Below are 21,512 nucleotides of genomic sequence, written 5' to 3'. Positions count from 1 at the left end.
CAGAACGCGGCCACGCTGACGACGCCGCAGGGCGCATGCCCCCCGGCCGCCCTCAGGTGATCGGCGCCGGGTTGAACAGGGTCAGATCATTGAACAGCCCCCACCGGTCGGACCAGGGGCGCTTGCGCCCACTCGCCACGTCGAGGATCAGGTGGAACAGCTCCCAGCCGACCTCCTCGATCGTGGCCGCGCCGGTGGCGATGCGGCCGGCATCCAGGTCGATCAGATCGGACCAGCGCTCGGCGAGTTCCGTCCGGGTCGCGACCTTGATCACCGGGGCCTGGCTGAGCCCGTAGGGCGTGCCGCGCCCGGTGGAGAAGACCTGGACGGTCATCCCCGAGGCGAGCTGCAGCGTGCCGCAGACGAAGTCGCTCGCCGGGGTCGCGGCGAAGATCAGGCCCTTCTCGCGGACGCGCTCCCCCGGCGCCAGGACCCCGGAGATCGCGCTCGTGCCCGATTTGGCGACCGAGCCCAAAGCCTTCTCGACGATGTTGTTGAGGCCGCCCTTCTTGTTGCCCGGCGACGGGTTGGCCCGCCGGTCGGCCTCGCCCTTGGCGAGGTAGGCGTCGTACCACGCCATCTCGCGGATCAGCGCCTCGGCGACCTCCGGCGTCTTGGCGCGCGGGGTCAGGAGGTGGATCGCGTCGCGCACCTCGGTCACCTCCGAGAACATCACGGTGGCGCCGCAGCGCACCAGCAGGTCGGCCGCGAAGCCGAGCGCCGGGTTGGCGGTCACCCCCGAGAAGGCGTCGCTGCCGCCGCATTGCAGGCCGACCACGAGGTCCGAGGCCGGGCAGGTCTCGCGGGTCCGGCGGTTCAGCTCCGCGAGGCGCGCCTCGGCCATCGCCAGGATGCTGTCGATCATGGCCGAGAAGCCGTGATGGCGCTCGTCCTGCAGCCGAACCACCCCATCGCCGGCGGCGCCGTTGTCGGGCAGGAGGCGCTCCGAGACGAGCTTCTCGCAGCCGAGGCCGACGACCATGACCGCGCCGCCGAAATTCGGGTTCTGCGCGAGGCTCTGGAGCGTCCGGATCGGCACCACCGCCTCGGGGGCGTTGATGGCGACGCCGCAGCCATAGGCGTGGGTCAGGCCGACCACGTCGTCGACGTTGGGGTAGCGCGGCAGCAGCTCCTGCTTGATCCGCCGGATCGCCACGTCGAGGGTGCCGGCGACGCATTGCACGCTGATCGAGATCGCCAGGATGTTCTTGGTGCCCACCGACCCGTCCGGGTTGCGGTAGCCCTCGAAGGTGTAGCCTTCCAGCGGGGGCAGGGGGGCCGGCACGCGGGTGGCCATCTCCAGGGCGTCGAGGGCGGGGGCGACCGGCGTCGCGACGCGGGATTCCTCGACCCAGGCGCCCCGCGGGATCGCCTGCGTGGCGAGACCCACCACCTCGCCGTAGCGGCGGACCGCCCCGCCCTCCGGGATGTCGGTGAGGGCGACCTTGTGGCCCTGCGGCACGAACTCGACGAGCTCCAGCCCGTCCGGGAAGACCGTGCCGGCCGGCAGCCCGAAGGCGTTGACCACGATGGCGACGTTGTCGTCGGGGCTCAGGCGGATCGTGCGCGGCACGTCGCCGGCGGCGGGCGGGCGGGTCGGGGCTTCGATCTCGGCCTGCATCGGAGGCTCCTTCCGTGACGCGCCCGTCCGGGCTTCTGGCGTGATCAGGCGGCGTCGCCGACGGCGTGGTTCGCGAGGGACTCGAGCGCCTTCACCATCGCCGAATGGTCCCAGGCCGCGCCGCCCTGCGCCACGCAGGCCGAGAACAGCTGCTGGGCCAAAGCCGTGGCGGGCAGGCTGAGGCCCAGCGTCCGGGCCCCATCAAGGGCGAGGTTGAGGTCCTTCTGGTGCAGGCCGATGCGGAAGCCGGGATCGAAGGTCCGCTCGATCATCCGCGCGCCGTGCAGCTCCAGGATGCGCGAGGTGGCCAGCCCGCCGGTGATCGCCTGCCGCACCTTGGCGGGGTCGGCGCCGGCCTTCGAGGCGAAGAGCAACCCCTCGGCCACCGCCTCGATCGTCAGGGCGACGATGATCTGGTTGGCCACCTTGGCGACCTGGCCTGCGCCGACCGGGCCGACATGGGTCACGGTCTTGCCCATCGCCTCGAAGAGCGGCCGGGCGCGCTCAAAAGCCTCCGGCTCGCCGCCGACCATGATCGAGAGCGCGGCGTTCTTCGCTCCGACCTCGCCGCCGGAGACCGGCGCGTCGAGATAGGCGCCGCCCCGCTCGGCGATCCGGGCGGCGAAGTCCTTGGTGGCCAGCGGCGCGATCGAGCTCATGTCGATCACGGTCTTGCCGGGGGACAGGCCTTCGGCGACGCCGTCGGCGCCGAACAGGACCTGCTCCACGTCCGGGGTGTCGGGCAGCATCAGGATGATCGTGTCGGCGCGCTCGGCCACCGCGGCCGCCGTGGCGCAGGCGGTGCCGCCCGCGGCAAGCAGCGCTTCGGGCACGCTGCGCCGGGTCTTGAGGAACAGGCTGTGGCCCGCCGCGATCAGGTGTCCGGCCATGGGCGCGCCCATGATGCCGAGGCCGATGAATCCGATGTTCATGCGTGTCGATCCCGGTTGCGGTGTTCAGGCGCGGAAGCGGGCGGCCAGCGCCTCGGAGCCGCGGGCGAGCAGCCCCATGTCGGAGCCCACCGCGGTGAAGCGGGTGCCGGCGGCGATGTAGCGGCGGGCCAGCTCCTCGCTCGGCGTGAGGATGCCGGCATGCTTGCCGGCCCGGACGATCCGCGCGACCGCCGCCTCGATGGTGGCGACCACCTCCGGGTGGCCCTGCTGGCCGACATGGCCGAGGCTGGTGGAGAGGTCGCCGGGCCCGATGAACACGCCGTCCACGCCCTCGACGGCGGCGATCGCGTCCAGATTGTCGAGGGCGCGGCGGGACTCGACCTGCACCGCCACGAAGATCTCGGCCTCGCAGCGGGTGTGGTAGTCCTTGATCCGGCCGAACCGGGCGGCGCGGGGCGCCTGCGAGAAGCCGCGGATGCCGCGGGGCGCGTAGCGCGTCGCCGCGACCACCCGGGCGGCCTGCTCGGCATCGTCGATGTTGGGGATCATCAGCGACTGCGCGCCGGCATCGAGGATGCGCTTGATGGTGATCGGGTCGTCGCTCGGCACCCGCACCATCGGGTGCGTGTCGCCCTCCATCATGGCCTGGAGCTGGGCGTAGATGTCCCGGAGATCGTTGGCCGAGTGCTCCATGTCGAGGAGCAGCCAGTCGAACCCGGCCCCGGCGACCACCTCGGTGGAGATCGGGCTCGCGAGGCTGCACCACAGGCCGATCTGCTGGCGCCCCTCGGCGAGGGCCGCCTTGAAGCGGTTGGTGAGGCTGTCCATCACGATCCTCCCTGGGCGCGCACGCGTCGCGGCGTCTGCGCGCCGTCCGCCCCATCACGCGCAGCCTTCCGGTGCCAGGTCAAAGCCAAACACTGGATCGATCGATGCCGAACATGCATCAATCGGAGGCCCCGTCACGGTGGGGGCATCTCGGCCAGGATCGAGACCAGCCGGGCGATCAGCGGGTCATCCGCATCGCGCCGCCACGCGAGGAGGAGTTCCACCGGGCGCGGGGCGGGCAGGGCGAGCGGCCGGAACACCACGCCCTCGAAGCGCAGGCGCTCGGCGGCGGCCGGCACCAGGGCGATGCCGAGCGCCGCCCGGACGAGGGCCAGGATCGAGTGGATCTGCGTCAGCTGCTGGACCATCGGGGGCTGGATCTCGGCCTCGGCGAGCAGGCCGAGGACGAGGTCGTGGAAGTAGCGCGCCTCGTTGGGCGCGTAGCCGATGAGCGGCTCGCGCCCGAGATCGGCGGGGGTGAGCCGGTCGCGCAGGGCCAGGGGGTTCCCGGCCGGCAGGGCCACCACGAGGGGCTCGGCCAGCGCCCGGACGGCGATCAGGTCCGGATGCGTCACCGGCGGCCGCACCAGCGCGGCGTCGATCCGGCCGGCGAGGAGTTCCTCGATCTGATCCTTGCTGACCATCTCGCGCAACGCGAGCGTCACGTCCGGCAGCGCCCGCCGCAACGCGGTGACGAGGCGCGGCAGGAAGTCGTAGGCCGAGGCCGCCGTGAAGCCGAACTTGAGGACGCCCGCGCGCCCCGCCGCCACCTGCCGGGTGACGTGGGTCGCGGTCTCGGCCAGCCGCAGGATGCGCTGCGCCTCGGGCAGGAAGCTGCGGCCGGCGGCGGTCAGCCGGACGGTGCGGCTGGTGCGCTCCAGGAGCTGCACGTCGAGGACGCGCTCCAGAACCTGGATCTGCCGCGACAGCGGCGGCTGCGTCATGTTCAGCCGGGCGGCCGCGCGCCCGAAATGCAGCTCCTCCGCCACGGCGGCGAAGCACCGGAGCTGGCTGAAATCGAACATGAAGGCTCCCTCTTCCGGACCGCGGCGCAGTCGGGCGGGAGCATAAGGCCGTCGCGGCGGCTGCGTTGAGAGGGCCGCCCTCATCCAATTAGCTGAGGCGGCGGCCTCCGGCCCCGACCGGCCTACGGGGTCACCTCGTGCCTACGGGGCCACCTCGTGCCCGGCATAGTCGATCCGGCCGTCCGGCCCCTTGGTCCACGCGTAGATGACGTAGTCGGGCCGGGTGAGGTCGCCCTTCCTGTCGTAGGCGATAGGCCCGACCACCGTGTCCACCGGCTTGCCCTGGTGCAGCCAGTCGGCGAGCGCCTTCCCGTCGCTGGAGCCCGTCTCTGCCATGGCCTTGGCCAGGACCTGCACGGCCGCGTAGGCGTAGAGCGTGTAGGCCTCGGGATCGATGCCCCGGGCGTTGAAGGCCGCCACCACGCCCTTGGCGTTCGGGTTCTTGCGGGCATCCGGCGCAAAGGTCATCAGGGTCCCGGCCGCGCCCGGGCCGGCGATCTGGACGAATTCCTTGTCGGGGATGGCGTCGCCGCTCATCATGCGGGCGGCGAGGCCCTGATCGCGCATCTGCCGGATGATCAGCCCGGCCTCGGTGTGCACGCCGCCGAAATAGACGACGTCGACATTGGCCGACTTCATCTTGGAGACGAGGGCCGCGTAGTCCTTCTCGCCCGGGTTGATGCCCTCGTACAGCACCTCCTTGCCGCCCTTGGCCCGGAACGCCTTCAGCGTCTCGTCGGCCAGCCCCTTGCCGTAGGGCGTCTTGTCGTGGACGAAGGCGATCTTCTGGCCCGGGAAGTGCGCGGCCAGATAGCTGCCCGCCACCGCGCCCTGCTGGTCGTCGCGGCTGCAGGTGCGGAACGTGTTCCACATCCCGCGCTCGGTGAACTTCACGCTCGTGGAGGCCGGCGTGATCTGGATGATGCCGGCGTCGAGGTAGACGTCCGAGGCCGGGATCGTGACGCCGGAATTGTAGTCGCCGACGACCATCTTCACGCCGTCGCTGGCGAACTTGTTGGCCACCGAGACGCCCTGCTTCGGGTCGGAGGCGTCGTCGCCGACCGTGACCGTCAGCGTCCTCCCCTTCAGCGTGCCCGCCTTGTTGAGGTCTTCGACCGCCTGGCTCACGCCGTTCCGGATCTGGGCGCCGAAGGCCGCGTTCGGCCCGGTCATGGGCGCGGCGACGCCGATCTTCACCGGCGCGCCGCCCTCCTGCCCCTGCGCCGCGGTCATGAACAGCAGCCCGGCCAGGCCGGCCCTCAGTAATTGCGTCATCGTTCCCCCAGATGCGGCCGGTCAGATCGCCGACGAACGCTGAGTTCGGACAGATCAACGTGCATCGCCGCGCGTCGAGTCGCAGATCATCCAGACCGATCCTGTCGCTCACCTTGCGCAGGGTCAAGTTTTCCGGGGCGGGCCCGGATGGTCCCGGGCCGGGCGCGCCGCGGGGCCGGCGGACGGGTCCTCACGGAGCCGTGCGGTGGCCGTGCGGGCGGCCGGGTCGGGATGGCGTCAATGATGCATCGGGCCGGCGCATCCGCAGCAAACCGTCGTGACCGATGGCCGCCTCCCGTCCCCGCCGCGCCCCCGTCCCCCGCCGTCCGAGACCGCGTCCGGGACGCGGCTGATGGGGCCGCGCGTGGACGAGGATCGTGACGACTCCCGGGACGCGTCGGTGGGCTGGGCCGAGCGCCGCCGGATCGCCGAGCAGGGCCGGGGCGACCGGGCGTGGTCGCTCTGGGGGCCCTATCTCAGCGAGCGGCAATGGGGGACCGTGCGGGAGGATTACAGCCCCTGCGGCAACGCCTGGGCCGCCCTGACGCACGAGGACGCCCGCTCGCGCGCCTATCGCTGGGGCGAGGATGGGCTGGCGGGGATCTGCGACGAGCGCGGCAGCCTCTGCCTGGCCCTGGCCCTCTGGAACGGGCGCGACCGCATCCTCAAGGAGCGGCTGTTCGGCCTGACCAACCAGGAGGGCAACCACGGCGAGGACGTGAAGGAGGTCTACCACTACCTCGACGCGGTCCCGAGCCATGCCTACCTGAAGATGCTCTACCGCTATCCGCAGGCGGCCTTCCCGTACGAGGACCTCGTCGGCGAGAACATGCGGCGCGGGCGGGAGCAGCCCGAATACGAGATCGAGGAGACGGGGCTCTTCGACGGGAACCGGTTCTTCGACGTCACGGTGGAATACGCCAAGGCCGACGCCGACGACATCCACGCGGTGATCACCGCGCTGAACCGGGGGCCCGAGGCCGCCGACCTCCACCTCGTCCCGCAGCTCTGGTTCCGCAACACGTGGTCCTGGCAGGCCGGGCAGGCGCGCCCGCGGATCGCCTGCGCCCCCGACGGGGGCGTGGTCTGCACGCATGACCGGCTCGGGCCGTACCGGCTCGCCTTCGACGGGATGCCGGACCTCCTGTTCTGCGAGAACGACACCAACCTGCGGCGGCACGGCGGGCAGCCGGACGCCGCCGGGCCGTTCAAGGACGGGCTCCACGCGGCGATCGTCGGCGGCGATCCCGCTTCGGTGCGCCGGGACACGGGCACCAAGCTCGGCCTCCACTACGCGCTGCGGCTGGCGCCCGGGGAAACCGCCCGGATCCGCCTGCGGCTGTCGGCGGGCACGCGCCCCCGGGTGGTCGATGACGGGTCGCTGGTCCGCCGCCGGGTGGCCGAGGCGGACGCGTTCTACGAGGAATTGCAGGACGGCATCGCGAGCCCGGATTCCCGCGCCATCTTCCGCCAGGCCGCCGCCGGCCTGATCTGGTCGAAGCAGCTCTACAGCTACGACGTGCGGCGCTGGCTGGAGGGCGACCCGCTCCAGCCGCCGCCGCCGCGGGGGCGCGCGGGCGGCCGCAACGGCCAGTGGCGCCACTTCGCGGCGGCCGACGTGCTGTCGATGCCCGACACCTGGGAATATCCCTGGTTCGCCGCCTGGGACCTCGCCTTCCACTGCCTGCCGCTCGCCCTGCTGGACCCGGACTTCGCCAAGAAGCAGCTCCTGCTGCTCACCCGCGAATGGTACATGCACCCGAACGGCCAGCTCCCGGCCTACGAGTGGGAGTTCGGCGACGCCAACCCGCCGGTCCATGCCTGGGCCACCTACCGGGTGTTCGAGATCGACCGGGACCGGCGGGGCGGGCGCGGCGACCTCGCCTTCCTGGAAGGCGTGTTCCACAAGCTCCTGATCAACTTCTCCTGGTGGGTGAACCGCAAGGACGCGCAGGGCCGCAACGTGTTCCAGGGGGGCTTCCTGGGGCTCGACAATGTCGGCGTGTTCGACCGCTCGCGCCCGCCCCCGGGCTTCGGGGTGGTGCACCAGGCCGACGGCACCGCCTGGATGGCGATGTACGCGCTCAACATGATGCGCATCGCCCTGGAGCTTGCCCTCCACAACGACGTCTACGAGAGCACCGCGTCCAAGTTTTTCGAGCACTTCCTGCTCATCGCCGAGGCCATGACCGACATGGGCGGCGAAGGCGGCGGCGACGGCTTCGGCCTGTGGGACGAGGCCGACGAATTCTACTACGACGAGGTCGACATCCCCGGCGGCGGGATGCTGCCGCTGCGGGTCCGCTCCATGGTCGGGCTGGTCCCGCTCTTCGCCGTGGAGGTGATCGAGCCCTCCGTGCTCCACCGGCTGCCGGACTTCGCCCGGCGCCTGAACTGGGTTCTGGAGAACCGGCCCCATCTCGCCCAGCTGGTCTCCCGCTGGACCGAGGGCGGCGTGAAGGACCGCAAGCTGCTGTCGCTGCTGCGCGGGCACCGGATGAAGGCCCTGCTGCGCCGCATGCTCGACGAGGCCGAGTTCCTCTCGCCCTACGGCATACGCTCGCTGTCGAAGGTCCACCGCGACGCGCCCTACGTGCTCAACGAGCTGGGCGCTTCCTTCACGGTCCGGTACGACCCGGCCGATTCCACCTCGAACATGTTCGGCGGCAATTCGAACTGGCGCGGGCCTGTCTGGATGCCGATGAACTTCCTGATCGTCGAGGCGCTACGGCGCTTCCATACCTATTACGGCGACGACTTCCGGGTGGAGTATCCGACGGGCTCAGGCGCGATGCTGACGCTCAGCGCCATCGCGGACGCCCTCGAGGACCGGCTGATCGCCCTGTTCGCCAGGGACGAGACCGGCCGGCGGCCCGCCCTCGGGCCCCGCGAGCCGATCGCCCCGGCGCCCGGTGCCGAGGAGCCGCTGCTGTTTCACGAATTCTTCGATGGCGACACCGGCAGGGGGCTCGGCGCCGCGCATCAGACCGGCTGGACGGCGCTGATCATCAACCTGCTGCACGACCGGGCTCGCGCCCGATAGGCGCGCCCGGTCGAGCGGGGTCCGGCGATCCGGTCAGCAGCTCAGACGGCGGCCCTCGCGACGCCCGAACACCCGGTAATGGGCGGCGCCCGATTCCATCTGGCCGTTGGCCACGGCGCGGCGGACGTCCGGATTGCAGCGCAGGTATTCCCGTTCATCGAACCCGTAATTGGCGCGTCCCCGATAATCGTCCCGATCGCGGTAGCCGCGGTCGCGGTCGCGGTAATCGTAGTCGCCGCGATCACGGTAACCGCGACCGCCGTAATCGTCGTAATCGGGGCGCGGCTGTGCCGAGACCGGGCCGACGACGCCCAAGATTCCGAGGCTCACCGCGGCCGCTGCCAGAAACGCCTTCATTGTACCAATCTCCCTTTCGGTGCCTTGAAACGCACAGCGCCACGGATGGTTCGATCGTCCCGGACGTAGCGGCGCGCGGCGCTGTCCGGGAGGACCGCCGGGCCTGCGGATCGGGCGAGGATCCGGATCCTGCCGGGCGCGGCATCGCGGGCCGGCTCCGGATCCCGGACTATCGACGTCGGCGGGGGCAGGGGCTCCGCGGACCGGTCCGCCGCGGACATGCTCGGCGTCCCGCACGGGTGACGTCCGGGGTCGGGCGCCGGTCCACGCCCCCCTCTGTCGGGAGCCTGCCGCGGCAAGCTCCCGAAGCCTGCGCGTCGAGCCCGGCCTTCCGCCGGACCCGACGCGGATCGCCGTTACATGCGGTGCATCATCTCGCGACGCATCATGCGGTGACGCATCTCGCGGCGCATCATGTGCCGCTCCATCCGGTGCCGCATCATCCGGCGCTCCATGTCACGCCGCATCATGCGCCGCTCCATCCGATCCATCTGGACGGTCGAAACGATATCGGCGGGCGCCGAAACGCCGGTGCCGGGGCCGATCGGCGCGGCGGAGGCCGGGATCGCGACGACGCCGCCGAGGGCCGCCAGCAGGGCGGCGGTGATGATCGCTGAACGCAAAGAAAATATCCTCTCTCGCCGCCGGGGGAGGGGGCGGGCATGTCCCAAAGGGTCGCGGCCGGCACAGGTCCGCCCGAAATCCCGCCCAGGAAGGCACCGACCGCCGGGATGGTTCCCGGAATCGAATCCGCCGCGTGCGTCCAGCCCGAGACGGGGCTCGGCCTCGTCCAGCGGATGCGGGAACGGGCGAACCTATCGCGCTCTCCGGAATGGCGGACTGCGCGTAACGCGCCTGACGGGCTTCGTGGCGGGACGGCGCGATCCCCGCCGGGCGTCAGCGGCGATCGGCGCGGCGACACGGAACAAGGGCACCGGCGCCCGGACAGGCCGCAGGTGATGCAAGGACGCATCACCGGAATCGAAAGTACTGCCGCCCGGCCTCATGCAGAGGCAAACAAGATCACACTCATTCGAATAAAGCACGAATATTACATTTGAATTATTTCGTATATTGCTTTTATGACAGCAATTATTTATACATTCATAGATTATTTTACAGTAAACATATCAATTTTTTTTGATCTCTTACCTTACGAATCGGTTTATTCTGACATAAACATATCTTCACAGCATGCTTGGACGCACGAGGCCGGCCTGCGTCAGCTCTATAATACACATCAGATCTGACGGAGTGGATAAAGTCGGCGCTTCGGCCTTCGATCATGCGTGGCTGGGGGCTATACATGCAACGAACATTGGGATCAGGACTTCTTCTCGTTCTCCTGTCGCAGACCGTGCCGGCGGCGGATCTCCCACGGGCTTCCCGCCCGGAGCCGCCCATCCTGCCTGTCTTCAGCTGGACCGGAGCCTATGCCGGGCTGTTCGGCGGGTACGGCGCGCTGGATCGCGCCACGCAGTTCCTCTGCACGGGTCCGGGCGGGCAGCCCGGCGCACGCTATTGCCCCGTCCTCCCGGCGAAGCAGGGCTCCGACAGCGGGTTTATCGGGGGCGGTGAGATCGGCTACGATTGGCAACTGGGTTCCGGGCTCGTCGTCGGCGGCGCCGTCGATCACCAGTTCACCCGGCTCTGGGGTTACGATCGCTGGAGGGGCACCTTCCCAACCGAAGCCGGCGGCTATTTCCGCCGCAGCGTCGCACATTCCGGGCTGCGGCTGGACGACCTGACCACGATCCGCGGCAAGGTCGGCTTCGCCTTCGACCGGACCCTCGTCTACGCCACCGGCGGCCTCGCCTTCGGGAACGTCCGGACCGACAACAACGTGACGCTGGCAGGCTTTCCCCTCTTCGATGGCCGGCACGGCGAGACGCGCCTGGGCTACGTGGCCGGCGGCGGCATCGAGCACGCCTTCAGCGCGCATCTCTCGGCCAAGGTCGAGGGTCTGTATTATAACCTCGGCAGCCGTGCCGTCCTCCCGGCCCCGAGCTATCCCGTGCTGACCGGCTACCATGCCGGCACCCGCATCGCGACGGACGGCTTCCTGACCCGGGTCGGTCTGAACTACCGGTTCGGAGCCGCCGGCCTGCCCGACTGGCCGCCGCCGTCATCGACCGGCCCGGCCACCTGGGGCCTCGAGGCCGGCCTGCGCTACTTCTTCAGCTCCGGCAGCCCGCGCGAGAGGCTCGGCGACCCCTACGCGCCCGGCCAGCTCAATTCGCGCCTGACCTACGCGAAGACCGATGCCCATGCCGGCGAGACCTTCGTCCGGCTCGATCACAACCCCACGGGCCTGTTCGCCAAGGGTTTCCTCGGCGCGGGCGGCGTCACGGGCGGGCGCCTCGCCGACGAGGATTTCCCGCCCGTCGAAGTCCCCTATTCGAAGACGCATTCGCCGATCAAGGACGGCGATATCGGCTACGGCGTGATCGAATTCGGCTACGACGTGTTGCGCCGGGACGGGTTCAAGCTCGGGGGGTTCCTCGGCTACCAGTACTTCTCCGAGCTGTATAACGGTTACGGCTGCCGGCAGGTGGCGCGCGGCGACATCTGCGCGAGCCATCCGCAGCCGGCCAGCATCAAGACCCTCGGCGAGATCATGCAGTGGAACGCCCTGCGCGTCGGCATCATCGGCGAGGCGCGGTTCGACCGGGTCCGGCTGAGCCTGGAGGGCGCCTACCTGCCGGTCGTGTCGCTGAGCGGCGTCGACCGGCACTGGAACCGGCCGAACATCAACCCGGGGGCGGAATCCGGCCGGGGCGGCGGTTATTTCCTGGAGGGCATCGCCTCCTACGACCTGACACCGGCCGTCAGCGTCGGCGTCGGCGGCCGCTACTGGCGGATGCAGACCGACAAGGCCAGCACGACGGCCTTCGCGTTCTCCCTGCCCAGCCCGATGAAGTTCCAGACCGAGCGCTACGGCGGGTTCGTGCAGCTCTCCTACAAGCTGGCCGATTTTGGGTTCGGCGACGCGGCCGATCCGGTGGCCGTGATCCGCAAGGACTGAGCCCGCATCCGCGGACGCCATCCGGCCGAAACCGACCGAACCGGGACGCGAAGAACCGGAAAGCGCCGGACCATCGACCGGAGCCATGATGCCGGCGCCCGGCCCGCGACGAGGCCCGTCGCGGGCCGGGCCGAGACTGGAGAACCGGCCGTCCCGGCGCCGGGACGGCGGCTCGGCGATCGCCCTGGAGTCCGGTTCGGCGCGCCCGGCCCCCTCACGGTCGCAGCCGGGCCGGGTTGCCCAAGGCGGTAGCGCCGGGCGGCACGTCGCGCGTCACCACGCTGCCCGCCCCGATGATCGCATCGTCGCCGATCGTCACCCCGGGGAGGATGATGGCGCCGCTGCCGATCCAGACGTTGGCGCCGATCACCACGGGACGGCCGAATTCCAGCATCTGCCGACGCTGCGCCGGGTCGCGCGGGTGATCGGGCGTCAGGATCTGCACGGCCGTGCCGATCTGGGTCATGTCGCCGATGGTGACCGACACCACGTCGAGGATGCAGCAGCCGAAATTCAGGAACACGCCGCGGCCCAGGCTGATATTGTAGCCGTAGTCGCAGTGGAAAGGCGGACGGATGTTGCAGCCCGGGCCGACGCGGGCGAAGGCCTCCTCCAGGAGCGCCTGCCGTTCGGGCTGGCTGCGCGTCTGCGTGGCGTTGTAGCGGTCCATCCAGTCCGAGATGCGCCGGTTGTCGGCGGCCAGCTCCGGATCGTCGGCGCAGTACAGCGCGCCGGCCAGCATCCGCTGCTTCTGGGTCTTCATGATCTCGGTGTCCATGGTGAGGGCTCCCCTCCGGCCGCGTCGGCCTGTTCCGGCACGGCGATGCCGCGCAGGCCGTCAGCACCGGCACCGCGCGATCTCGCCATGCGTACATATGTACGTATCCAGGCCGCGCGCGCTACAGTGGGGCGGACGTGATCCCGGATCCGCGGAGATTGCCCTGCCCACCGCCCAGCGCCGTTTCGACCCGGATCGCCGGGCACGCATCGTCCAGGCGACCCTCGACGTCGTCGCCGAACACGGCGTCGCCGGCACGACCCACCGCCGGGTCGCGGCGGCGGCCGACGTGCCGCTCGGCTCCATGACCTACCATTTCGACAGCCTGGACGCGCTGCTGACGGAAGCGTTCACCCGGCTCGCCGACACGGTCTCGGCGCGGTTCGCCGACCGGCTCGCAGCGGCCACGACCTTCGACGAGGCCTGCGAGGCCGTGGTCGACCTGATCGTGCGCGACGTCTGGGCGAGCCCGCGCACGATGCTGCTGAGCTACGAACTCTATGCCTTCGCGGCCCGGAACCCGCCGCTGCGCCGGGTCATGCAGGACTGGATGGCCAAGAGCCGCGCCGCCCTGGAGCGGCACTTCGCGCCGGAGACCGCCAAGGCCCTCGACGCGATGATCGAGGGCCTGACGATCCATCGCTCGGTCGACCCGCACCCCGCCGACCGTGCGCAGGTGCGGGCGATCGTCGAGCGGCTGGTTCGCTAGGTGCTCCGGCCGGGGGCCGGTCGGCGTGACCCCGCAGGGCAGCCGGCCCGCGCGATCAGACCGCCTTCGACCGTGGCCGCACGAGACACCGCGGTTCCGGCCGCTCCGGCCCAAACCCCCTTGCCTCCGAAGCCAAGCGTGGCCGACCCTGCCATCGTCCGGCCGACGCGCTTGTGAGTCGGCCGGCTGGAGGGGGACTTCACGTCATGACATCCGTCGGTACGCACCGCCCCGTCGCGCTCGCGACCCTGGCAACGCTGGTTCTCGGCCTTCTGGCACCCGGCCTCGCCCGGGCCGCCGACAAGGAGGTCACCTTCGCCCACCAGGACATGGTGGTGCCGTTCCGGGCGCTGATGGCCTCGGGCGCCCTCGAAAAGGCGACCGGCTACACCGTCCACTGGCGCAAGTTCGGCGGCGGCGGCGACGTGATCCGCGCCATGGCCTCGGGTAGCGTCCAGATCGGCGAGGCGGGATCGAGCCCGATCGCGGCCGCCGCGTCGCAGGGTCTCGATATCCAGCTGTTCTGGATCCTCGACGAGATCGCCGACGCCGAGCAGCTCGTGGCCCGCGCCGGCAGCGGCGTGACGCGCGTGGCCGACCTGCGCGGCAAGACGATCGCCGTGCCGTTCGTGTCGACGGCGCATTACCAGCTGATCGCCGCCCTGGCGGAGGCCGGGCTCGGCCAAGCGGATGTCAGGATCCTCAACATGCGCCCGCCCGAGATCGCCGCCGCCTGGGAGCGGGGCGACATCGACGCGACCTTCATCTGGGATCCGGTGCTCGCCCGGGTGAAGCCATCCGGCACGGTGGTGGTCTCGGCCGGCGACCTCGCCCGCCGGGGCAAGGCGACCTTCGACGGCCTCGTGGTCGACCGCGCCTGGGCGGCCGCGAATCGGGATTTCCTGGTGACGCTCGTCAAGCTGATCGCCGCCCAGGACGCGGCTTATGCCGCCAAGCCCTGGAATGCCGACGCGCCCGAGGTGGCGGCGGTGGCCCGGATCACCGGCTCGGCGCCGGCGCAGGTGCCGGCGAGTCTCGCGGCCTACCGGTTCCCGACCCTGGAGGCGCAGGCCTCCCCGGCCTGGCTCGGCGGTGCCGCCGCCAAGGCCCTGACCGAGACCGCCGCGTTCCTGAAGGCGCAGGGGCGCGTCCAGGCGCTGGCGCCGGATTACGGCCGGTTCGTCACGACGGACGTCGTGGACGCGGCCCGGAAAGAGCCAGTCCCCGGACCGGAGGGCCGATGATCGAGATCCGCAACCTGAGCGTCCGCTACGGACAGGGTGCCGGCGCGGTCGCCGCCCTGTCGCGGATCGACCTGACCATCGGCCCCGGGGAGTTCGTGGTGGCGCTCGGCGCCTCGGGCTGCGGCAAGACCACCCTGCTCTCGGCGATCGCGGGCTTCCTCCCGCCCACCGAGGGTCAGATCCTCCTCGACGGGGCCCCGATCCGGGGCCCGGGGGCCGAGCGGGGCGTGGTGTTCCAGCGCCACGCGCTGATGCCCTGGCTGGACGTGGCCGAGAACGTGGCCTTCGGCCCCAAGATGCGGGGCGTGCCCCGGGCGGAGCGGCAGCGGATCGCCCGCGCAATGCTCGACCTCGTGGGCCTGCCCGACTGCGCCGACCGGAAGGTCTACGAGCTCTCGGGCGGCATGCAGCAGCGGGTCGGCCTCGCCCGGGCACTGGCCGGAGACCCGCGTGTCCTGCTGATGGACGAGCCGCTGGGCGCGCTGGACGCTCTCACCCGCGAGCAGATCCAGGAGCTGATCCTCCGGATCTGGCACCGGACCGGCAAGATGGCCTTCTTCATCACCCACGACGTCGAGGAGGCGGTGTTCCTCGCGACCCGGCTGGTGATCATGAGCCCGAGGCCCGGCCGCATCGTCGAGACGCTGGACCTGCCCTTCTCCCGGGCGGCGGTCGGCGGCCGCGATACGCGGGCCGTGAAGTCGGATCCCGCCTTCATCGCCGTGCGGGAGCGCGTCCTCGAGCGCATCCGCCACGGTGCCGGCGCCCGGCCCGAGGCCGTCCGATGAGCGGGCCGCCCCGCACGGCGCAGGACGCGGCCTCGGGCTCCGCGGCGGATCCGCCGGCGCCCCCCGGACCCCGTCGCCGCGGCGGGATCCCGGTGCCGGCGGTCAGCGTCGCAACCGTGCTCGCGGCCCTCGGCCTCTGGGTGGTCGCCACGGGCGCCGGCTGGGTGAAGCCGCTGTTCCTGCCGCCGCCGGAGGCGGTCCTGTCGGCCTTCGGGCAGGCCTGGCGCGGGGCGATCGACGGCGCCCCGCTCGGGATCCACATCCGCGACAGCCTCCTGCGCGTCCTCGGCGCCTTCGGGCTCGCCACCCTGGTCGGGATCCCCGTCGGGCTCGCCATGGGCACGAGCCGGATCGCCCGGGGCATCCTCGACCCGCCGATCGAGTTCTACCGGCCGCTGCCGCCGCTCGCCTACCTGCCGCTGATGATCATCTGGTTCGGGATCGGCGAGCTGTCGAAGGTGCTGCTGATCTTCCTCGCCTGCCTCGCCCCGGTGGCGCTCGCCGCGCGCGCGGGGGTGCGCTCCGCCTCGGTCGACCAGATCAACGCGGCGCGCGCCCTGGGGGCGAGCCCCTGGCAGGTCCTGCGCCACGTGGTCTTCCCGGCAGCCCTGCCGGAGATCCTGATCGGCCTGCGGATCGGCATGGGCGTCGGCTGGACCACCCTGGTGGCCGCCGAGATGGTGGCGGCCCAGGCCGGCCTCGGCCAGCTCGTCCTCAACGCGTCCAACTTCCTGCGCACCGACGTGGTGCTGATGGGCATCCTGGTGATCGGCCTGTTCGCGGGACTGTTCGAGTTCGGGATGCGGTGCCTGGAGCGCGTGCTGGTCCCCTGGAAGGGCAGGGCTTGAGGGGCGACCGACCCGAGTCCACGCTCCCGGACGAGACGCCGATGCGGCGGCGGGGAGGGAACGCCGCAGGTCAATATTGCGCCCTCAACATGCGCACTTAATTGTGTCGCTTGCAGATCCCAACGGGATACGGAGTGTGTACGATCGGAGGGCGCGCGCGGCAGCGGCCGTTTTGGCGATGCGCTCGGGGATGCCACGGATGGCCCAAACGGACGAGGATGTGTCCAAGGCGGCTCTGGTCGCGGCTCTCGAAGCCTCCGGCGGCGTCGGCTTCTGGATGTGGGACATTCTCCGGGACGAGGCGCGGGCCGATCCGGTGAGCGCCCTGCTGTTCAACATCAGCCCGGCCCGGTCGCGGGCCGGCGTCAGCCTCGCCGAGCTCCTGGAGGCCGTCCATCCGGACGACCAGCCGCATATCTCGCAGGTCATCCTGGATTGCGTTCGCACGGGCGGCTCCTACACGGCCGAGTACCGCGTCTGCTCCCCGGAAGGCCGGCTGCGGTGGCTGTTCACCCGCGGGCATTTCTACCTCGATCAGGACGGCCGTCCGTCCACCGGCCGGGGGGTGATCGTCGAGATCTCGGACAGCAAGTCCGCCGGCACAGCCTTCGCGAAGCGCGACGGGGCCACGATCGACGACGCCCTCAGCCGGACCGCCGACCTGTGCCTCTCGCTGCACGACACGGTCTCGCAGCTCCGCGACACCGCCCTGGTGGCGCTGACCGAGACGCTGCTGATCGAGATCGGCCGGCGCCTCGCGGACCGCCAGCGCACCGAGCGCGGCGACGCCCTGCATTGATTGGCCCCCCGTTCCCGTCGAGGCGGCGGCCAGGGCGACGACCGTGGCGCCGGAGCCGCGTCTCCCCATCGACGCCGCCGGCCGGTTGACCCGCGCCGTCAGTCCGGGGCGTCGAGGGCGCGCCCGGCCCCGGAGGGGCGCGCCGGAGGCGGTCGATCCGGAACCGCGCCGGTCCGGATCCCGGCACGGCGCAGGACAGGCTCGATCGGCGCCTCCTCCTGCGACCTTCCGACCGGAACTTGGCCGCGCGGCGCCTGTGTTTGCTGGTTGAACGAGCCATCAGGCTCGCAACTGCTACGAGGCAAACGCCATGACCATGGACGTCCGCGAGATCTACGTCACGGCCCTGAAGAATACCCATGCGGTGGAGATGCAGGCGCTGCAGATCATGGAGCGGCAGGTCGAGCGCCTGGAGCGCTACCCCGAGATGGAACAGGCCCTGCGCCGCCACATCGAGGAGACGCACGGGCAGCGCCAGCGCCTGGAGGAGGCGCTCCAGAGCCTGGGCGACAGCCCCTCGGCCCTCAAGGAGGGCTTCCTGGGCTTTGTCGGGAACATGATGGCGCTCGGTCACACCCCGGCCCAGGACGAGATCCTGAAGAACACCTACGCCAACCACGCCTTCGAGAATTTCGAGATCGCCGCCTACGAGTCGCTGCTCACGATCAGCGACGCCGCCGGACAGCAGGGCCACCGGAGCGCCTTCGAGCAGTCGCTCAAGGAGGAGCAGGCCATGGCGGATGCGGTGCGCAAGCTGATCCGTCCGATCACGGAGCGCTACCTCTCCCTGACGGTGTCCGGCGCCAAGGCCGATCGCTGACGTCGCGCCGTCCCCGCCCGAAGCGGGGCGGGGACGGCCGCGTCCGACGACCCTCACACCAACGCCGACCCGGCCTGATTGCGCGCACATGGACACTGGAAGCGGACGATCGACGAATGCTCCCCGGCCGGAGGGGAAAGCCTCCGGAGGGGCCCTGGGGACGGGTTGCGTCCATCTCTGCATCGACATGCAGCGCATGTTCGCCGAGCCCACCGACTGGCAGACCCCGTGGATGAACCGCGTCCTGCCGCAGGTGTGCCGCCTCGCGGCGGCGCATCCGGAGCGGACCATCTTCACCCGCTTCATCCCGGCCGCCCGGCCGGGCGAGGGCCGCGGCACCTGGGCGACCTACTCGCAGCGTTGGGCCGCCATGACCCGGGAGCGCCTCGACGCCGGCATGATCGACCTCGTCCCGGATCTCGCCCGGATGGTCCCGCCCGCGGAGGTCGTCGACAAGACCGTCTATTCGCCCTGGCTCGAGACCGGCCTCGACGCGCGCTTGCGGGCGCGCTCTGTCGATACGCTGATCGTCACCGGCGCCGAGACGGATGTCTGCGTGCTGGCCGCCGTGCTCGGCGGCGTCGATCTCGGCTACCGGATCGTGCTGGCCACCGACGCCCTGTGCAGCTCCTGCGACGCGGCGCACGACGCCCTCCTGCTGATGTACCGGATGCGTTACGGCCACCAGGTCGAGACCATGACGACCGCCGAGATCCTCGATCGCTGGCACTGACCCGGCCCGCCGCCCTCCGGACAGGGCTGAACATTCGCACCGTAATAGCCAAGCTCAGGCGAGATCTGCGCGAGCCGTCCGCGACCATCCCGACTCTCGAACACTCGATCCGTGCGCCGCCGCACGCGAAAAACAGTCGCGCCGCGCGAACCAGCGGCCTGCGCGACCGTTATGATCCTGAACACGGTCCCGGAGGAAAGGTTATGGCCAAGCACGAGATCCTCGGCTACTTCGAGCACCGCCGCGACGGGGCCTGGGTCTGCGTCCGTCCCTTCACCCTGACCACCCGGGATGCCAGCGTCGACATCCGCCAGGGCATGCGCTTCGACTACGGCAAGCGTGTCGGGGGCGTCGACTTGGCCGAGTACCTCGAGCGGCTGGGCTCGCAATTCGGGTCCTGAGGGCCTGCCCGAGGGCTTGGTGGCACCACCGGCAGCCCCGGCGCCGGTCAAAAATGTCTCGACGCGGCGCCGGACCTTGAGCCCAGCGCCGCGCTTCGTCGTTCAGGCGCCACCCCACTGCATCGTCAAGCCGCCATCGACCACCAGAGTGTGGCCGGTGACATAGGCCGCGGCATCCGAGGCCAGATACAGGATCGCCTGAGCGATCTCCTCCGGCTGGCCGGCCCGATGCCACGGGATCCGCTCCAGGGACTGGTCCAGAACCTCCGACCGCTCGAACCGGTCCGCGGTCATCGGCGTCTCGATCAGGCCCGGGGCGACATTGTTGACGTTGATCCGGTCCTCGGCGAGTTCCCGCGACAGGGAGCGGCAGAGGGAGCCGAGCCCCGCCTTCGACATCCCGTAGGGCGCGCTCTCAGGGGTGGGCAGGTGCTGGGCCACGGAGGAGACGAACACGATCTTGCCGTTCCCGCCCTGCGCTCGGCGCATCTTGATGAAGGGGCGCGCACAGAACAGCGGTCCCATGAGGTTCACCCGCAGGATCCGCTCCAGGACCGCGTCGTCCATCTCGGCGACCGGTATCCCGCTCATGGCCTGTCCGGCATTGGCCACGAGGATGTCGAGGGTGCCGAGCTCGCTGCCGATACGGTCGAAGGCCGCCGTGACGGCCGCCGGATCGCCGACATCGAGCTGTAGCACCAGGGCCCGGCGGCCCGCGGCCTCGACCCGCGCGGCGGTCTCGCGGATGCCGTCCGCGTCGCTGTGATAGGTGATCGCGACGTCGGCGCCTGCCCGGGCGAGCAGTTCCGCCGTCGCCTGCCCGATGCCGGAATCGGCCCCGGTGACCAGGGCACGGGTGTCGGTGAAGCTCATCGGGACTCTCTCGCTGGCACCGCCATGGCGGCCGGATGCGGGGGCAATGGGTGTCGCCGGGGCGGGTTCCGGGCGCGCGCACCGGCCGCAGGGGAACCCGATCCGGGTTCGCGTCTTTGACGCCCCACGGCCGCATGGCCTAGTGAGGACGCATGTCCCTGGACGAAACGCCCCACGCGATCGCAGAGGAGTGCGCGCCCGACACGCGGAGCCGCATCCTGGCGACGGCGGGCACGTATTTCCGCGAGATCGGCTATCAGAAGACGACCGTGGCCGACATCGCCCGGACGCTCAAGATGAGTCCGGCCAACGTCTACCGGTTCTTCGAGTCGAAGAAGGCGATCAACGAGGCGGTGCTGGAGCGGCTGATCGGCGAGAGCGAGGCGGTGATCTCGGAGATCGCCGACCGGCCGGGCCTCGACGCCACCGCGCGCCTCGTGGCGGCGATCGAGACCCTGCATCGCGACTGCACCCGCCGCTGCGAGACGTTTCCCCGCCTGCACGAGATGATCGAGGCGGCGATGGTGGAGAGCTGGGACGTCTGCCGTCATCACGTGGCCCGGATCACCGCCGGGTTCGAGCGGATCATCCGCGAGGGGGTGGCCCGGGGCGAATTCGAGGCCGCCGATCCCGTCGAGGCGGCCGCCTGCATCCACGCCGCCATCGCCCGCTACACCCATCCGCTGCTGGTGGGCAGCTCCAGTCTTCAGCCGGTGCCGCCCGTGGCCGCGATGACGGCCTTCCTGCTGCGGAGCCTCGCGCCGCGGAGGCCGCTGTCGTAGCGCGACCGGACGAGATCCGGGATCGTCGCCGGCGGCATCGCGGCCGCCCCGGAGGACCCGCCTCCATGGTCCCGCTCTGACGGTCGGTCCAACGTCGGCATTCCGCCCCCCGCCCCACAGGGGCGAAGCGGCGCGCCGGGACAGTGGCGATCGCCAGCGCGGACACCGCGCCGCCGGATGCGATGGCGGCCGGGGACGACACCTCCGTCATTCCCCGACTGCGCGCAGGCCCCGAAATCCAGAGCCCCGTCCGGTGCCCGGCTCGGCCGCGCGAGACTCCGCGTGGCCCCTTCGCTGCGATCTACTCGGAAGCCGGACCGGCCTCCGGCGCCGGCTCGGAGGCGCCCGGCTGCGGGCCGTCATAGCCCTCGATCACCAGGATCTCGGCCTCGACGCCGCCGCGCTGCTTGGCCTTGGCCGCCTGGTAGAGGTCGGAGTTCCAGCAGGCGAGGGCATCGGCATAGCTCGGGAACTCGATCACCACGTTGCGGGATCGGGCCGGCCCCATCACCGCCTCGTGGGCGCCGCCGCGCACGAGGAAGCGACCGCCGAACTTGGCGAAGGCGGCACCGTTGGCCGCCACGTACGCCTTGTAGGCCTCCGCGTCGCGGACATCGACCCGCGCGATCCAGTAGCCCTTCGTCATGCTGCGTCTCCTGCCTTGCGGAGC

The 21,512-nt window shown here is 70.9% G+C and carries 21 protein-coding genes; 11 read left to right on the top strand and 10 right to left on the bottom strand.

Annotated elements, in window-relative coordinates; all coding sequences use genetic code 11:
• Window positions 1-52: 52 nt before the first annotated feature.
• The 5 genes from garD to GGQ91_RS13695 form a co-directional block, all read right to left on the bottom strand.
• Window positions 53-1,621, bottom strand: a complete 1,569-nt coding sequence (gene garD / locus GGQ91_RS13715; RefSeq protein ID WP_053608278.1) for a galactarate dehydratase — start codon at window positions 1,619-1,621, stop codon at window positions 53-55.
• Window positions 1,622-1,665: 44 nt separating this feature from the next.
• The gene (locus GGQ91_RS13710; RefSeq protein WP_179698689.1) at window positions 1,666-2,553 is read right to left on the bottom strand and encodes a 2-hydroxy-3-oxopropionate reductase; all 888 of its coding nucleotides are present in this window, start codon (window positions 2,551-2,553) and stop codon (window positions 1,666-1,668) included.
• Between the two features lie 24 nt (window positions 2,554-2,577).
• On the bottom strand, window positions 2,578-3,342 hold the full coding sequence (locus tag GGQ91_RS13705) for an HpcH/HpaI aldolase family protein (RefSeq protein ID WP_043357688.1): 765 nt from the start codon (window positions 3,340-3,342) through the stop codon (window positions 2,578-2,580).
• 134 nt (window positions 3,343-3,476) lie between these two features.
• Window positions 3,477-4,367: a LysR family transcriptional regulator gene (locus GGQ91_RS13700; protein ID WP_179698688.1), complete on the bottom strand. Its 891-nt coding sequence runs from the start codon at window positions 4,365-4,367 to the stop codon at window positions 3,477-3,479.
• A 141-nt stretch (window positions 4,368-4,508) separates the two neighbouring features.
• Window positions 4,509-5,642 (bottom strand): branched-chain amino acid ABC transporter substrate-binding protein, encoded by a 1,134-nt coding sequence (locus GGQ91_RS13695; protein WP_179698687.1) that lies wholly within the window; start codon window positions 5,640-5,642, stop codon window positions 4,509-4,511.
• A gap of 352 nt (window positions 5,643-5,994) precedes the next feature.
• Between GGQ91_RS13695 and GGQ91_RS13690 the strand changes: the two genes are divergently transcribed.
• Entirely contained in the window at window positions 5,995-8,685 is a 2,691-nt protein-coding gene (locus tag GGQ91_RS13690; protein WP_182592210.1) for an MGH1-like glycoside hydrolase domain-containing protein, read from the top strand.
• Between the two features lie 33 nt (window positions 8,686-8,718).
• Here GGQ91_RS13690 and GGQ91_RS13685 read toward each other — a convergent pair whose 3' ends face one another.
• Complete coding sequence (locus tag GGQ91_RS13685; RefSeq protein ID WP_043356119.1) at window positions 8,719-9,042, bottom strand: hypothetical protein; 324 nt, start codon at window positions 9,040-9,042, stop codon at window positions 8,719-8,721.
• 356 nt (window positions 9,043-9,398) lie between these two features.
• A complete protein-coding gene (locus GGQ91_RS13680; RefSeq protein WP_043356118.1) occupies window positions 9,399-9,665 on the bottom strand; it encodes a hypothetical protein in 267 nt (88 codons plus the stop codon).
• Window positions 9,666-10,348: 683 nt separating this feature from the next.
• On the opposite strand from GGQ91_RS13680, the gene GGQ91_RS13675 reads away from it, so the two are divergent.
• Window positions 10,349-12,067, top strand: a complete 1,719-nt coding sequence (locus GGQ91_RS13675; RefSeq protein ID WP_182592209.1) for an outer membrane beta-barrel protein — start codon at window positions 10,349-10,351, stop codon at window positions 12,065-12,067.
• A gap of 214 nt (window positions 12,068-12,281) precedes the next feature.
• On the opposite strand, the gene GGQ91_RS13670 is transcribed toward GGQ91_RS13675, so the two are convergent.
• The gene (locus GGQ91_RS13670; RefSeq protein WP_210281281.1) at window positions 12,282-12,845 is read right to left on the bottom strand and encodes a sugar O-acetyltransferase; all 564 of its coding nucleotides are present in this window, start codon (window positions 12,843-12,845) and stop codon (window positions 12,282-12,284) included.
• Between the two features lie 97 nt (window positions 12,846-12,942).
• On the opposite strand from GGQ91_RS13670, the gene GGQ91_RS13665 reads away from it, so the two are divergent.
• The 8 genes from GGQ91_RS13665 (at window position 12,943) to GGQ91_RS13630 (ending at window position 19,187) form a co-directional block, all read left to right on the top strand.
• Window positions 12,943-13,554 (top strand): TetR/AcrR family transcriptional regulator, encoded by a 612-nt coding sequence (locus GGQ91_RS13665; RefSeq protein ID WP_246410693.1) that lies wholly within the window; start codon window positions 12,943-12,945, stop codon window positions 13,552-13,554.
• Window positions 13,555-13,760: 206 nt separating this feature from the next.
• Window positions 13,761-14,798, top strand: coding sequence for a taurine ABC transporter substrate-binding protein (gene tauA, locus GGQ91_RS13660; protein WP_182592208.1), 1,038 nt, complete (start codon window positions 13,761-13,763; stop codon window positions 14,796-14,798).
• Window positions 14,795-15,586, top strand: a complete 792-nt coding sequence (locus GGQ91_RS13655; protein ID WP_043756933.1) for a taurine ABC transporter ATP-binding protein — start codon at window positions 14,795-14,797, stop codon at window positions 15,584-15,586. Before tauA ends, GGQ91_RS13655 begins: the two co-directional genes overlap by 4 nt.
• On the top strand, window positions 15,583-16,434 hold the full coding sequence (locus GGQ91_RS13650; protein ID WP_182592207.1) for an ABC transporter permease subunit: 852 nt from the start codon (window positions 15,583-15,585) through the stop codon (window positions 16,432-16,434). Before GGQ91_RS13655 ends, GGQ91_RS13650 begins: the two co-directional genes overlap by 4 nt.
• Window positions 16,435-16,633: 199 nt before the next feature.
• Window positions 16,634-17,233, top strand: coding sequence for a PAS domain-containing protein (locus GGQ91_RS13645; protein ID WP_182592206.1), 600 nt, complete (start codon window positions 16,634-16,636; stop codon window positions 17,231-17,233).
• 310 nt (window positions 17,234-17,543) lie between these two features.
• Window positions 17,544-18,053, top strand: coding sequence for a ferritin-like domain-containing protein (locus GGQ91_RS13640; RefSeq protein WP_043756927.1), 510 nt, complete (start codon window positions 17,544-17,546; stop codon window positions 18,051-18,053).
• Window positions 18,054-18,240: 187 nt separating this feature from the next.
• Window positions 18,241-18,786 (top strand): cysteine hydrolase family protein, encoded by a 546-nt coding sequence (locus tag GGQ91_RS13635; RefSeq protein WP_403091249.1) that lies wholly within the window; start codon window positions 18,241-18,243, stop codon window positions 18,784-18,786.
• A gap of 203 nt (window positions 18,787-18,989) precedes the next feature.
• Window positions 18,990-19,187: a hypothetical protein gene (locus GGQ91_RS13630; RefSeq protein ID WP_012318739.1), complete on the top strand. Its 198-nt coding sequence runs from the start codon at window positions 18,990-18,992 to the stop codon at window positions 19,185-19,187.
• 102 nt (window positions 19,188-19,289) lie between these two features.
• Here GGQ91_RS13630 and GGQ91_RS13625 read toward each other — a convergent pair whose 3' ends face one another.
• The gene (locus GGQ91_RS13625; protein ID WP_043756918.1) at window positions 19,290-20,060 is read right to left on the bottom strand and encodes an SDR family NAD(P)-dependent oxidoreductase; all 771 of its coding nucleotides are present in this window, start codon (window positions 20,058-20,060) and stop codon (window positions 19,290-19,292) included.
• A gap of 152 nt (window positions 20,061-20,212) precedes the next feature.
• On the opposite strand from GGQ91_RS13625, the gene GGQ91_RS13620 reads away from it, so the two are divergent.
• Complete coding sequence (locus tag GGQ91_RS13620) at window positions 20,213-20,842, top strand: TetR/AcrR family transcriptional regulator (protein WP_043379529.1); 630 nt, start codon at window positions 20,213-20,215, stop codon at window positions 20,840-20,842.
• A 301-nt stretch (window positions 20,843-21,143) separates the two neighbouring features.
• On the opposite strand, the gene GGQ91_RS13615 is transcribed toward GGQ91_RS13620, so the two are convergent.
• The gene (locus GGQ91_RS13615) at window positions 21,144-21,488 is read right to left on the bottom strand and encodes a DUF1330 domain-containing protein (protein ID WP_182592205.1); all 345 of its coding nucleotides are present in this window, start codon (window positions 21,486-21,488) and stop codon (window positions 21,144-21,146) included.
• Window positions 21,489-21,512: the final 24 nt, after the last annotated feature.

It is taken from the genome of Methylobacterium fujisawaense, assembly GCF_014138435.1.
GTDB classification, from domain to species: Bacteria; Pseudomonadota; Alphaproteobacteria; order Rhizobiales; family Beijerinckiaceae; genus Methylobacterium; species Methylobacterium fujisawaense.
The sequence above is the reverse complement of the archived record's forward strand: the minus strand, read 5'-3'. Positions and strand labels throughout refer to the sequence as shown.